At 37.3% G+C, this 16179-nt stretch carries 2 protein-coding genes; both read left to right on the top strand.

Annotated features, from left to right (window positions below; all coding sequences use genetic code 11):
• Positions 1 to 247: 247 nt before the first annotated feature.
• A complete protein-coding gene (gene rpsA, locus ACSIGE_RS01810; RefSeq protein WP_440881087.1) occupies positions 248 to 2017 on the top strand; it encodes a 30S ribosomal protein S1 in 1770 nt (589 codons plus the stop codon).
• Positions 2018 to 2389: 372 nt separating this feature from the next.
• Positions 2390 to 16132, top strand: coding sequence for a Calx-beta domain-containing protein (locus ACSIGE_RS01805; protein ID WP_440881086.1), 13743 nt, complete (start codon positions 2390 to 2392; stop codon positions 16130 to 16132).
• The last annotated feature ends 47 nt before the right edge of the window (positions 16133 to 16179 follow it).

Below are 16179 nucleotides of genomic sequence, written 5' to 3'. Positions count from 1 at the left end.
ATGATAAATTACGAGAAAAAATATTTACTATTCTTTCTTAGATAAGAAGAATGGTTAGATATTTACATGAAGAAAAAGTAATTGATCTAATAATTTTTATGGATTCACAATAAAAATCCGTAAATTTGCACTCCTTTTTACAATAACAGATTTGAAAAGGGTATATTTTTATTTAAAAAAGTTTAATTTCTCTTAGCGTTAGTATTGTTAAAATCTGGCTAACAAAAAGATACAAAAACATTCAGACATGTCTGAAGAAACAAAAAAAACAGCGGAAGCTGTAAATCCAGCAGAATTTTTAGCAAACTTTGATTGGCACAAGTACGAAGAAGGTATTGAGGCAGTTGATGAGTCTAAATTAAAAGAATTTGAAACAGCTTTAGAAGGAACTGTAGGTTTCGTAAATGAACGTGATGTAATAGAAGGTGTTGTAGTTCGTGTTACTGACCGTGATGCTATTATTGATATAAACTCTAAATCTGAGGGAGTAATTTCATTAAATGAATTTCGTTATAACCCTAACTTAGCTGTTGGAGACAAAGTAGAAGTATTAGTTGATAAAAGAGAAGATTCTTCTGGTCAATTAGTACTATCTCACAAAAAAGCACGAGTAATTAAAGCATGGGATCGTGTTAACAATGCTCATGAAACTGGAGAAATCGTTAATGGTTTTGTTAAGTGTAGAACTCGTGGAGGTATGATTGTTGATGTATTTGGTATTGAAGCTTTCTTACCAGGTTCTCAAATTGATGTGAAGCCTATCCGTGATTACGATCAGTATGTTGAAAAAACTATGGAATTCAAAGTTGTTAAAATCAACCATGAATTTAAAAACGTAGTTGTATCTCATAAAGCATTAATCGAAGCTGATTTAGAAGATCAAAAACGTGAAATTATCGGTCAATTAGAGAAAGGACAAGTATTAGAAGGAGTTGTGAAGAATGTAACTTCTTACGGTGTATTTGTTGACCTAGGAGGTGTTGATGGATTAATTCACATTACTGATTTATCTTGGTCTCGTATCAACCATCCGAACGAAGTTGTTGAATTAGACCAAAAATTAAACGTTGTAATCCTAGACTTTGATGATAATAAGTCTAGAATTCAATTAGGATTAAAACAATTATCTGCTCACCCATGGGAAGCATTAAACCCAGAATTAAAAGTTGGAGATAATGTAAAAGGTAAGGTTGTTGTTTTAGCTGACTATGGTGCATTTGTTGAGGTAGAAGATGGTGTTGAAGGATTAATTCACGTATCTGAAATGTCATGGTCAACTCATTTACGTTCAGCTCAAGATTTCGTTCAGGTTGGAGATGAAGTTGAGGCTCAAATCTTAACCTTAGATCGTGAAGAGCGTAAAATGTCTTTAGGTATTAAACAATTACATCCAGATCCATGGACTGATATCACTTCAAAATACCCTGTAGGTTCTACGCACTCGGGAACTGTTCGTAACTACACTAACTTTGGTGTGTTTGTTGAGTTAGAAGAAGGAATTGATGGATTGGTATACATATCTGATTTATCTTGGACTAAGAAAATAAAGCATCCATCTGATTTTGTAACGGTTGGTGATAAGTTAGAAGTTCAAGTACTAGAATTGGATGTTGAAAATCGTAAGTTAAATCTTGGTCATAAGCAGACTTTAGAAAATCCTTGGGATGCACACGAAGCTAAGTATGCAATAGGGTCAATTCACGATGGTACCATTAAAGAAAAGAATGATAAAGGTGCAACGGTAGTTTTTGCTGATGGTGTTGAAGCATTTGCCCCAACTCGTTTCCTTGAGAAAGAAGAAGGTGGTAAATTAGCAAAAGGAGATGCTGTTAAGTTCCAAGTGACTGAGTTTAGTAAAGAATATCGTAGAATTGTTGTTTCTCATACATCTATCTTTAGAGAGGAAGAACAAAAGAATGTTAAGGCTGCTGCAAAGAAAGCTCAAGAAGTTGAAAAAACTACTTTAGGAGATATCGGCGGATTAGCTGAATTAAAGAAAAAAATGGAAGGAAAATAAAACAACATTTATTTCTTTTTATATTCTACTCTTTATATATGAGTAGTCAATAATATTAAATATCAGATAGAATTATCTATCTGATATTTTTTTTATTTAAAAAAAATAGAAACCGTTACTAAAAGCAATAGTTCTTAATCATCATCAAACCATAAGTACTTATTTGATATTTTCATATAAAAAATCAAATATTATTTGTTATAATTAACAATTCACTAATAGCAAAGAAAGTAGAATAAGAAGTACAAGGTAACTTCTTATTCACTTAATCGTTACATAATGTTGATTTAACCAACAATAATTTTACGTAAAGTTTTAATAATTAGATTCGAGCGATCTCCATAATTAAAGTTTTACGTAAAAAATCACATTATGTTTTTAATTCCCAAATTTAAAGAAAACAGAAATAAATTTTCATTTTTATTAATTGTTTTCATTATATCTTTATTTAATTCGTTAACTATTTCTGCCGAAGAAATTATAGAATTTAATAATTCAGGTAAAATTGAATCAGGTGACTCAGAGTCAATAGTTTTTATAGAATCTAATCTTGAAGATAAAGACCTAATCAGAAAATCGATTTTAAATAATCATGAAATTTATTCAAAATTTAAAAAAGAATCACCTGTACAGTTACATATTTTTAGTCATGCAAAGGAGGGGATGTTATTTATAAACGGAAAATGGCTTAATCGAATTGAAATACTAAAATGGTTTAATACTTTACTAATAGATAAGTCTAAGCTAAAGTCTCTTATTTTTTATGGATGTAACTTTGCTAAAGGAATAAAAGGAAGAAAAACAATCGATTTTCTCGAAAAAAAATTAAATGTGTCAGTAGCAGCCTCAACAAATATCACAGGAAAAGGCGGCGACTGGAAAATGGAGGTAGGTTCAATATATAATACAATTATTGTAAATGATTATAAATATTCCTTACAAGATACATGTCAAGAACCTGATCCCAGTGGTCTGATCTTACAAAAGGGATATGCTGTAATAACTTGTTTACCTGGTTTGGATAATATGACTATCGGAATCAAAGACTTTGGAGGTTTAGGTGCTTTGCATGATGGAGGTTCTTCTAATCATGGTTTATATTGGAAATCAACGCCTATGGTTCAAGGATGGACACCATCAAGCTTTGGAGGGCAAACTTTGATGGGACTTGCAATTGATAGAGACACAGGTGATATTTATACTTCCGCTACACGAATATGGGGACAAGGAGGGAATGCTAATATCTATAAAATAGATGGAATAACTGGTTCGGTTAGTTTGTTTGTTACCCTGCCAGGCACATCACTAACTGTTGGTTATATTGATATTGATCCAGTTCATAATATATTATTTGCTACCAATTATGATGATGGGAAAATTTATCGTATTGATCTAAATAACGGTACCATTTTAAATACATATGATTATTTAAATGCAGGAACAATAAATGGGAATGCGGCACCTGTTAATGAACTCGTTGTTGGAGTTGGGTATAATGAAATGCAAAACAAACTTTATTATTCTTTGTATGGAGTTAATAATATCAAGTCTATTAGATCATTAGAGCTCGATGCAAATGGAGATTTTATAGTATCTTCAGATAAGGAGGAAATTTGTATCGTAGATTCGGTCTCTAACTTTCCCGTAGGAGACATTGATTTCAATGCTGCTGGTGATGAGGTATTACTTTCAGAAATACAACTATCTTCAAATTGCATATATACAGGTTCCCATAGTGTTTTCAATTATCGTTACAGTTTAAATAATCAGAAGATATGGGAAAGAGCGAATCGATATCAAACGGGTATTTATCCCGGAAATGGGACAGGACCAAATTCCAGAGGAGGCGCTTCTTGGGCTTTCCATGACGTTACAGCAGGACAGGTGAATGGAGCGGAGGATTATGTAGTTTTCACAGGGGATGCACTAAATTATCCAACTCCTGCTATTTACGGAGTACAATTTTCACCAGTTAATGAGGAGTCACCATATAATAGTGTTTTAGTTGATTTGGATAATGATGTTGTTGGTGTGGATAAAAATCAATATGGTGAAATTGATATTTATTTAGGGTGTATCCTAGTAGCACCTCAAATAACCAACGCTATAAATATTGAATATACTGAATTTGATACGGTGGTTGTTCATGATATAGAGAGTAATGATGAAAAAGATAGCGAAAATAATGGATTAAACTATACGCTCTTAGGTGCGGATGCAGCTTATTTTTCAATAGATACAAATACAGGAGTAATAACTTTTAACAGTCCTCCTGATTATTCTGCACCTTTAGATGCTGATACTAATAATTTATACGAAATAACAGTTAGGGTTTGTGATTCTGATAGTTTATGCTCTGATGAGCCTATCAATATAGCTATTATATCATCAGCCAGTTCCGATTTTGATGGAGATGGTGTGAGTGATTTGGATGATGTTGATGATGATAATGATGGTATAAAAGATTCTGTAGAATCACCTAACTGTTTTTTATCGTTGAATGAAGCTCAATCAGGTGACCGTCAAAATGTGGTAACGATTACCTCTGGTGTCACTATGGATCCTTCTTACAATAATGCTAATTTACTGGTTGATGGCAACAACACAGGTGCCATCAAATTTTATCCTAAAAATTTAACAGAAATAGCAATATACACCTTTGAGTTCATTAGACCTGTTGAAATAGCCCAACTATTTTTAACATACACTAACTATTATGGTCAATTTAACGGAGCACAATTAAAATTACAAGGAAGTCAGGATGGTAGTTCTTGGATTGATTTAAATGTAGCAAGTACTTATAATAAATCTCTAACTAATAATCCAGTTTTAACTTATGGTAATTATTGGCATCATGTATTTACAGTTACGCAAAATGCCTCAAGTTATAAATATTATAGAATTTATAGTTTATCAGGTACCGCAGAAACAAACTCGTATGCATCTGAAATATTTTTCGATTTAAATAATTATGTGGCAGAATATTTTCCTTTACTTGGATGTTCTGACGATTATGAAGGAGATGGTTCTTTAAACCATTTAGATACGGATAGTGATAACGATTCATGTTCTGATGCTGATGAGGCTTATAATTTGTTTAATACAGATGGAGATGACGGAGAACAATATGGAACAGGTGATCCATTGACTTTAGCAGAAAATGAAGTGAATGCAGATGGATCTGTGATTGGTGCTGCGTATAATACAGGAGATATTCCAGCCGTTAAGGATGAATCGAGTATGGTTTGTCCACCTGATAATGATAACGATGGTGTATTTGATCATTTAGATCTGGATGATGATAATGACGGAATCTTAGATATAGATGAAGGGATAAATTGTAACCCAGCGATAAATTTAGGTGTCGATGGAACCTTCGAGGACTTAGCAGGAATAGCCAGTACAGATGCATATAATAGCAATGTTACCGCAGGAGGATGGGTAAATGGTGCTGGAAGTGCAGATTCCTGGCAATCGCCTATGCCTACTACAGGTTCAGGTACTTGGTCAGGAATTGCTGATGGAACACCCGCATCACCTGATGGAGGTGTGTTTGTTGGAGGGTGGACTAATGCATCAGGAAGAGGCGAATCCTTTTACACTGATTTAACAAATTTAACGGTAGGAGAACAATATACTGTAGTTTTTTACCAAACACACGCAGGGATTGAAGGTACAACTGCAATCAATGATTTAGCACGTTTTGAAGTTCTTTTTGGAGGAGTATCAAAGTTTAGTAACGAACAGCCTTATCTTGGTGAGGGAAATCAAGTATGGCAGGAAGAACGAATTGTTTTTACAGTGACTTCGGCAAATCAAAGGTTAGAGTTTTATGCTCATTCAGGAACTGACGGTCATGTAGCAAGTTCAACAGGATATAATTATCCAGCTTTAGATGAAGTTAAAGTTTTAGTTGGAGATCATTCTTCACCTGGTTTAACCTGTATTGGTGAAGATACTGATGGAGATGGTATTTATGATCATTTTGATTTGGATAGCGATAATGATGGCTGTTATGATTCTTTGGAAGCCAATGGTAATTATAATTATACACAATTAACAAATGGAGCATTTACTGGAGGTGTAGATGCAAACGGTATTCCTTTGATCACATCAGGAGGGCAAGTTACTTCGGCATCCGTTACTAATGCAGATAATGGCTCGGCTTGTTGCGATCCAGCTATATCTGGTTTTGAGGATATAGATTATGATAATATTAGTGATTATTGTGATTTAGATTCAGATAATGATGGTATTTTAGATTCAGAAGAATGTTTTACTGATGCAGGAAATTTCAGTATTATTGATGCCACAAAAGGAACTTTTAATTTACCAAATTCTGGTGGCACTGCTAATTGGTCAATTACTCAAACAGGAGGTACAATCCTATCCTCGGGTTTAACAGATAATAATGAGTTGTACTCTGTTTATACAGGTAGTTCAGATTGGGATTTAGATGCTAACTTTAAAATAAGCTCATTACCTTCTGGTGTTAATTTAGAACTAAAACTGTTTGGTTTTGTAGATAAAAGTTCTTCAGGTTTTTCAGCTAGTTTCGGATCAAAATTTTCTACCTATACTATCACATGGAAAGGAGGAAGTGGGAATGCTAAAATTTATGATCCTCAAGGAAACCAAATTATTGGAGGAGATCATAGCATATCAAATGGGGGAAGTTTTACTCAAGCTCCAGGAGATAAAGGAAGTGGTGCTTGGAGTAATAACTTATTAAGATGGTATGTTGTTTTTCCTGTAGGGGCAACTGAATTCTCTATTAAAGCAGCAGGAGGCGCCTCTTTAGAAGGATTCAGATTTTCAGTTGATGAAATATTTTGCCCAGACACAGATGGTGATGGAGTAAAAGATTATCTAGATTTAGATAGTGATAATGATGGTTGTTTCGATGCATTGGAGGCATCAGGGTCATACAATTATACACAGCTAACAGATGGAGTATTTACGAGTGGAGTTGATGGAAATGGTATTCCTTTAACAACCTCAGGAGGGCAAGCAACAACGGCAGCAGTTACTGATAGTTCTGATAGCATTGTATGTTGTGATGTTTCCATTTCTAGTTTTTCAGACAATGACTCTGATGGTATAGCAGATTCCTGTGATTTAGATAATGATAATGATGGAATCTTAGATTCTGTTGAATGTTCTTTAGAAGAGGTAGTAATGCCAATTAGTGTTTCCAGTACGGACAGTGATTTTAATTCACCAGTTAATGGAGTAGGTCTAGCTGGATCATTGAATAATACAATTGATGGTAGTTTGGGAACCTATATTGCGGATGCGACTTCAAGTGGAGGTTATTCGGATGTATCATATACATTTCCGGAAACGGATATGAAAAAAATAAGAATATATAACAATGGAGGAGTAGTTTTAAGTGACGCTCAAGCCATAAGTTATATTGGTGAAATAAGATTGTATGATGCGTCAAATATATTAAAAGCTGTTATAGCTGGTAGGTCAATTCCAAATGGAGATTCTGGAGGAAATCCTTTTGAAATAGATGTTCTTTACCAAGATATTACTCGAGTAGAATTTCTGAACTTGTCTGGCTTATCGGGAGGAATCGCATGGAGAGATATACAACTTATTGCATGTGTAGATTCAGATGGTGACGGAACCCCCGATTATTTAGATTTAGATAGTGATAATGATGGTTGTAATGATGTTTTGGAATCAGGAGGAACCGATGGTGACTCTGATGGAGACTTAGACGGAACAGGATTTGATAGTAATGGACAAGTCACTGGAGGATCAGGAGGTTATGATGGAGTAACGGGTAACGAAACAGAAGCTACCAGTTTACAAGTAGATACCCAACCTAGCGATGCAACCATCTGTTTAGGTGATAATGTAACCTTTACGGGAGTAGCTTCCTCTTTAAGCACAACGATATTTACAGGAACAGCACCGGCAACCACACCAAATTATAGTGGAAGTACACCCAATACCACAGATTTAGAATATCAATGGCAAGAACAAGAAGGAGGATCGGGGCCATGGACTAATATTCCTAACGGAGGAGTTTATAGCAATGCGACTACAGCAAGCTTAACTTTAACAAATTCTTTAATAGGAGCGTCGAATAATAAATATAGATTATTAGTAACCAGTACAAAAAACACATGTGCGAGTGTAACGACTTCGGAAGCTACTTTAATCATAAATGATGTAACAGGTGGAACTGTTGGATCAAATCAAACAATTTGTTTAGGAGATGATCCGGTAGCTTTCACAGAAACAGAAGCTTCAACAGGAAGCGGAACTTTAAGTTATCAATGGGAAAGCAGTACCGATGGATCTATTTTTACACCCATTGGAGGAGCTACTAATGCCACGTATGATGCAGGAGTGCATACTCAGAACATGTGGTATAGAAGAGAAGTATCTTCTTTACTTAATGGAGTTACTTGTACCGCCTTAAGCAATGTTGTACAAATTACCGTAGATCCAGTTCCGACGATTAGTATTGATGATAATACAGTTGCAGAAGGAACCACCGCAAACTTTACAGCTACCATAAGCCAAGCGATAGCCTGTGATGTTACTTTTGATATAACTACGAGTGATGGCACGGCAACGGGAGGAAGTGATTACACATCACAAACAAGTCAAAGTTACACGATTACCGCAGGAAATACTACAGTAACGATTCCAGTAGTAACGATTAATGATAGTACGTATGAACCAGCGAATGAAACGTATACAGTAACATTGAGTAATGTTCAGACAGGAACGGGAACTTCAATTACAACAACTGATTTGATCGGGACAGGAACGATTACAGATTTAGATGATAGTGCGCCAACTATCAGTATTGATGATATCACAGTAACCGAAGGCGCCACAGCAAACTTTACAGCTACTTTAAGTAATGCTGCCCAGTATGATGTGACCTTTGATGTAAGCACGATTGATGACACTGCAGAAGCAGGGGCAGATTATACCCCACAGAGTAGTGAAAGTTATACGATTTTAGCCGGAAGTACTACGGTAACGATTCCAGTAGTAACCTTAGGCGATACTACCTATGAGCCTACCAATGAAGTTTATACGGTTACGCTTAGTAATGTAGGTATTGGTTCTCCAACACCCGAGTCAATTACGACCACGGATTTGGTAGGAAACGGAACGATTTTAGACGACACTACGACCAGCCCAGCGCCAACGATTAGTATTGATGACATCACGGTAACCGAAGGAGATACAGCAAACTTTACCGCGACTTTAAGCAATGCATCGCAGTATGATGTAACCTTTGAGGTTACTACGAGTGATGATACGGCAGTTGCAGGAGCAGATTATACCTCTCAAACAAGTCAGACGTATACAATATCAGCCGGAAGTACTATGGTAAATATTCCAGTAGTAACCTTAGGGGATACGACCTATGAGCCAACGAATGAGACCTATACCGTTACGATGAGTAACGTACGTATCGGTTCACCAACACCAGAAGGAATTAGTACTACGGATTTAGTAGGATCAGGAACAATTTTAGATGATACAACAACCAGTCCAGTGCCAACGATTATCATTGATGACATCACAGTAACCGAAGGAAGTACAGCAAACTTTACCGCAACCTTAAGTAATGCTGCTCAGTATGACGTGACCTTTGATGTAACCACGAGTGATGGCACTGCAGAAGCAGGGGCAGATTATACCTCACAGAGTATTGAAAGTTATACTATTTTAGCCGGAAGTACTACAGTAACGATTCCAGTAGTAACTTTAGCAGATACTACTTATGAGCCGACTAGTGAGACCTATACCGTTACGCTGAGTAACGTAGGTATTGGCTCTCCAACACCCGAGTCAATTACGACCACGGATTTGATAGGAGATGGAACAATTTTAGACGATACAACAACTAGTCCAGCGCCAACGATTAGCATCGATGACATCACAGTAACCGAAGGAGATACAGCAAACTTTACAGCGACTTTAAGTAATCCCTCCCAATATGACGTGACCTTTGATGTGACCACGATTGATGGCACTGCAGAAGCAGGGGTAGATTATACCTCACAGAGTATTGAAAGTTATACGATTTTAGCTGGAAGTACTACCGTAACGATTCCAGTAGTAACCCTAGGTGATACTACGTATGAACCTACCAATGAGACCTATACGGTTACGCTGAGTAATGTGCGTATTGGCTTACTAACCCCAGAGTCGATAACCACAACAGATTTAGTAGGAGATGGAACAATTTTAGATGATACAACGACCAGTCCAGCGCCAACGATTAGTATCGATGATATTACAGTTGCCGAAGGAAGTACAGCAAACTTTACGGCTACTTTAAGCAATGCATCGCAGTACGATGTAACGTTTGATGTTTCAACCAATGATTTAACTGCTACATTTGGAACCGATTATTTACAACAAAGCAATGTAAGTTATACAATACCTGAAGGAAGTACAATAGTTATTATTCCAATAACAACTATTGACAATAATGTTTATGAGACAACAGAAACTTATGAAGTCTTATTGAGTAATGTTTTTATAGGTTCCCCAAGTCCCGAGTCGATAACTATGACAGATTTAGTTGGTGGAGGAACAATTACAGATAATGATGTAAACAATCCATGTTTACCAGATTCAACAGATACTGATGGCGATGGTTATTGTGATGCTATAGATCCAGGTCCCAATGATCCTTGTATTCCCGATAATACCGATGCTGATAATGATGGCGTTTGTGATACGGTTGATCCAGATCCAAGTGATCCATGTATTCCTGACAATACCGATGCTGACAATGATGGTGTATGTGATACAGTAGATCCGAATCCAAGCGATCCCTGTATACCAGATGCTACCGATGCCGATGGTGACGGTTATTGTGATACGGTAGATCCGAATCCGAGTGATCCTTGTATACCAGATAGTACGGATGCTGATAATGATGGTTATTGTGATGCTATAGATCCAAATCCTACAGATCCTTGCGTTCCTGATAATACCGATGCTGATAATGATGGCGTTTGTGACACGGTAGATCCAAACCCGAGTGATTCTTGTGTTCCCAAAAGTACTGACACAGATGGTGATGGTTATTGTGATATTGTTGATCCAGGTCCCAATGATCCGTGTATACCAGATGCGACTGATAGTGATGGCGATGGTTATTGTGATACTGTTGATCCAGGTCCCAATGATCCGTGTATTCCAGACGCTACAGATGCCGATGGCGATGGCGTTTGTGATACTGTAGATCCAGAAGTTGTAACACCTTGTAGCTCTCTTGATTTAGATAGCGATGGCGACGGGATATGCGATAGTGTTGATCCTAATCCAACAAATCCATGCGTTCCGAATGGAGTAGATAGTGATGGCGATGGCGTTTGTGATATTATAGATCCAAATCCAAGTGATCCATGTAATCCCAATTCTATGGATGAAGATGGCGATGGTTATTGTGACACGGTAGATCCAAATCCCACAGATCCATGTATACCAGATGCGACAGATGCTGATGGTGATGGCGTTTGTGATACGATAGACCCAAATCCCAATGATCCATGTAATCCAAATTCTATGGATGAAGATGGCGATGGTTATTGTGATACTATAGACCCGAATCCCACTGATCCCTGTATACCAGATGCGACAGATGCTGATGGTGATGGCGTTTGTGATACCATAGATCCGAATCCGAATGATCCATGTGATTCAGATAGTGCAGATAGTGATGGTGATGGTTATTGTGATACTGTAGATCCCAATCCCACAGATCCCTGTATTCCAGATGCCAGGGATGCAGATGGCGATGGAATCTGTGATACGATAGACCCAAATCCAAATGAGGCATGTGATCCGAATTCAGTTGATGCTGATAATGATGGCGTTTGTGATACGGTTGATCCAGATCCAAGTGATCCCTGTATACCGAATGCTACAGATGCCGATGGTGACGGCGTTTGTGATACGGTTGATCCAAATCCAAATGATCCCTGCATTCCTACTGGAAGTGATATAGATGATGATGGCATTTGTGATGTTGTTGATCCGATAGTCACTGACCCCTGTCCTGTAGGAGCTCCAGATAGCGATGGTGATGGTGTTTGTGATACGGTTGATCCAGATCCAAGCGATCCCTGTATACCAGATGCTACCGATGCCGATGATGATGGCGTTTGTGATACGGTTGATCCAGATCCAACTGATCCCTGTATACCCGATAATACAGATGCCGATGGTGATGGTGTTTGTGATACGGTTGATCCAGATCCAGGTAATCCATGTATCCCAAATAGTCATGATGAAGATATGGATGGTGTTTGCGATACTATAGATCCCGATATAACAGAACCTTGTGTGCCTGATAGCGCCGATAGTGATGGTGATGGTATTTGTGATGTCATAGATCCAAACCCGAGTGATCCTTGTATTCCAAATAGTAACGATGAAGATATGGATGGCGTTTGTGATACAGTTGATCCAGATCCCACAGATCCATGTGTTCCAAATAATATAGATGCTGATAATGATGGGGTCTGTGATGTAATAGATCCAGATCCAGGTAATCCATGTATTCCCAATAGTCATGATGAAGATATGGATGGCGTTTGCGATACAGTAGATCCCGATATAACAGACCCATGTATTCCAGACGCTACAGATGCCGATGGTGATGGTGTTTGTGATACGGTTGATCCAGATCCAAGTAATCCATGTATTCCAGACAATACAGACAGTGATGGTGATGGTACTTGTGATATTTTGGATGTTGTGCCTAATGATTCTTGTATGCCAGATCCATTTGCTATAGGAACAGCAGACTGTGATGGTGATGGTATTAGTAATGCTGATGAATACGATTCGAATGGTGACGGCAGTGGTCCTGATGATCAGGATGGTGATGGAATATTAGATGTATTAGATATCGATGATGATGGTGATGGTATTTTAACTAGCGTAGAAGTAGGAGATGATAGAACGAATCCTGACGATACTGATGGTGATGGAGTTCCTGATTACCAAGATTTGGATAGTGATAATGATGGTATTTCTGATTTAGTAGAAGGAGGAGGAGATTCTAATTTGGATGCTAATAATGATGGTGTTATTGATGATCAAACAGATAGTGATAATGATGGCTTACCCGATTTGGTTGATTCAGATAATGGAGGCACAGTTTCCAATACTCCTGATACTGATGGCGATGGTGTTCCAGACTTTCAAGATTTAGATAGTGATGGCGACGGAATTAATGATGTTATTGAAGCAGGCGGAGCTGATACTAACAATGACGGTCAAATAGATACCGGTAATTTGATTGATGGTAATACCTTACCAGATGAAGATGGCGATGGAACTCCAGATGTAGAGGAACCGAATAATGATGCTTTACCAGGAAGCTTAGATGTTGATGGAGACGGAGTTATTGATGACTTAACAGATACTGATGGGGATGGTATTTCTGATTCTGTTGATGGATTAGATGGTTTTGGAGATGTCTTAATGACTGATACGGATGGTGATGGAATAGAAGATCTTTATGACCTTGATGACGATAACGATGGTGTTTTAGATGTTGTTGAACAAGCTGGAGACCTTAATAGAGATACCGATGGTGATGGAATTCCAGATCATTTAGATTTAGATAGTGATGGAGACGGAGTTTCAGATTTAATAGAGAGTGGGCAGGATGCCAGTATAGTTGATACCGACGGTAATGGCGTATTGGATAGTTCTACTGATTCAGATAATGATGGTATTATTGACACAGCAGATGCAAATGATAGTGATATCAACTCAGGAAGCAGTACAATACCTCTTGATACTGATGGAGATGGTCATTTTGATTTCCAAGATTTAGACAGTGATAATGACGGAATATCGGATTTGATTGAAAGTGGATCAGATCCAAATCTAGATAGTAATCAAGATGGTATAATAGACGATACAATTGATACTGATGGTGATGGGTTATCCGATTCGATAGATCCAGATAATGGTGGAGTATTACCTGATGTTCCCGATACCGATGGCGATGATTTATTTGATTATCAAGATTTGGATAGTGATGGAGATGGAATTACTGATCTTCAAGAGGGCGGAAATAACCCTAATTTGGATAGTAATAATGACGGCATACTTGATGATCTAACAGACACCGATGGTGATGGACTAGTTGATTCAGTAGATTCAGATAATGGAGGAGAGGTTCCAAACACGCCAGATTTTGACGGTGATGGCTCACCTGATTATCAAGATGCAGATGATGATGGAGACGGCATTTTAACTTCAGATGAACTAGGAACGGATGGCAGTTCTCTAATAGATACCGATGATGATGGAATCCCTGATTACCAAGATTTGGATAGTGATAATGATGGTATTTCTGATTTAGTAGAAGGAGGAGGAGATTCTAATTTGGATACTAATAATGATGGTGTTATTGATGATCAAACAGATAGTGATAATGATGGCTTACCCGATTTGGTTGATTCAGATAATGGAGGCACAGTTTCCAATACTCCTGATACTGATGGCGATGGTGTTCCAGACTTTCAAGATTTAGATAGTGATGGCGACGGAATTAATGATGTAGATGAAGCAGGCGGAGCCGATACTAACAATGACGGTCAAATAGATACCGGTAATTTGATTGATGGTAATACCTTACCAGATGAAGATAATGATGGTACTCCCGATCTTCAAGAACCTAATAATGCAGCTTTACCAGGAAGCTTAGATGTAGATGGAGACGGCGTTATTGATGACCTAACAGATACTGATGGTGATGGTATTCCTGATTTAGTTGACGGTTTAGATGGTTTTGGAGATGTCTTAATGATTGATACCGATGGTGATGGAATAGAAGATTTATATGATTTGGATGCTGATAATGATGGAATTTTAGATACCGTAGAACAGGCAGGTGATGTGAATAGAGACACTGATGATGATGGTATTCCAGATCATTTAGATTTAGATAGTGATGGTGATGGAATTCTAGATTTAATAGAAAGTGGTCAAAACGCTAGTATTGTTGATGTTGATGGAGATGGTGTATTAGATAGCTTGCTTGATGCTGATAATGATGGAATTATCGATACAGCTGATGCTGACGATAGCGATATTAATGCAGGAAGCAAAACAATATTAGATGATACTGATGGAGATGGTAGACCTGATTTTCAAGATTTAGATAGCGATAATGATGGTATTTCAGATTTAGTAGAAAGTGGTATAGATATATCATTAGATAGTGATGGAGATGGTATTATAGACGATCAAACTGATAGTGATGGTAATGGTTTAGCAGATTCAGTAGATCCCAATCAAGGAGGAATAAGATCTATTATTCCCGATACTGATGGAGATGGTAGACCTGATTTTCAAGATTTAGATAGTGATGGTGATGGTGTTACAGATTTACAAGAAGGAGGCAGTGATCCATTATTGGATCTTGATGGTGATGGTATGCTTGATGATATGACTGATTCCGATGGTGATGGTTTGGTTGATTTAATAGACCCCGATAATGGTGGAGAATTACCCGACGTTCCAGATTTTGATGGTGATGGTTTGCCAGATTACCAAGATATCGATGATGATGATGATGGTATTTTAACGATTTTAGAAGACATTGATGGAGATGGAGATCTAAATAATGACGATACTGACGGTGATGGTGTTGCAGATTATTTAGATATGGACGATGATGGTGATGGCATTGATACTATCGATGAGTCAGCAGATCAGAATGGCGATGGAGGTCCAGAGGATGCATTGGATACAGATGAAGATGGAATTCCAGATTATTTAGATCCAGATACGCTACCATGTTTGACGATTTATAATGAGTTTACTCCTAATGGAGATGGTAATAATGACAACTTTGTAATTTCATGTATTGGAGAAGAGCGTTATAAAAATAATCGATTAGAGATTTATAATCGTTGGGGAACTTTAGTTTATAGCAAAAACCGATACGATAATAGTTGGTCAGGTTTGTCTAATGGACGTTTTAATATTCAAATAGAGGAACAATTGCCATCAGGAACGTATTATTATCTATTAGATCTAGGAACAGGGGCTAAGGCACGAACAGGCTGGTTATATATTAATAGAGAGTAATTAATTTTTAATGTAATAATCGAGACGTGTAGTATAATTATAAACCC

The organism is Tenacibaculum profundi (genome assembly GCF_052050075.1).
GTDB lineage: Bacteria > Bacteroidota > Bacteroidia > Flavobacteriales > Flavobacteriaceae > Polaribacter.
This window is presented reverse-complemented; position numbering and strand designations above follow the sequence as displayed.

What these genes read in the sequence shown, in the direction of transcription:
- ACSIGE_RS01805 (WP_440881086.1), top strand. Translation starts at nt 2,390, where the DNA reads ATGTTTTTAATTCCCAAATTTAAAGAAAACAGAAATAAATTTTCATTT.
- rpsA (WP_440881087.1), top strand. Translation starts at nt 248, where the DNA reads ATGTCTGAAGAAACAAAAAAAACAGCGGAAGCTGTAAATCCAGCAGAA.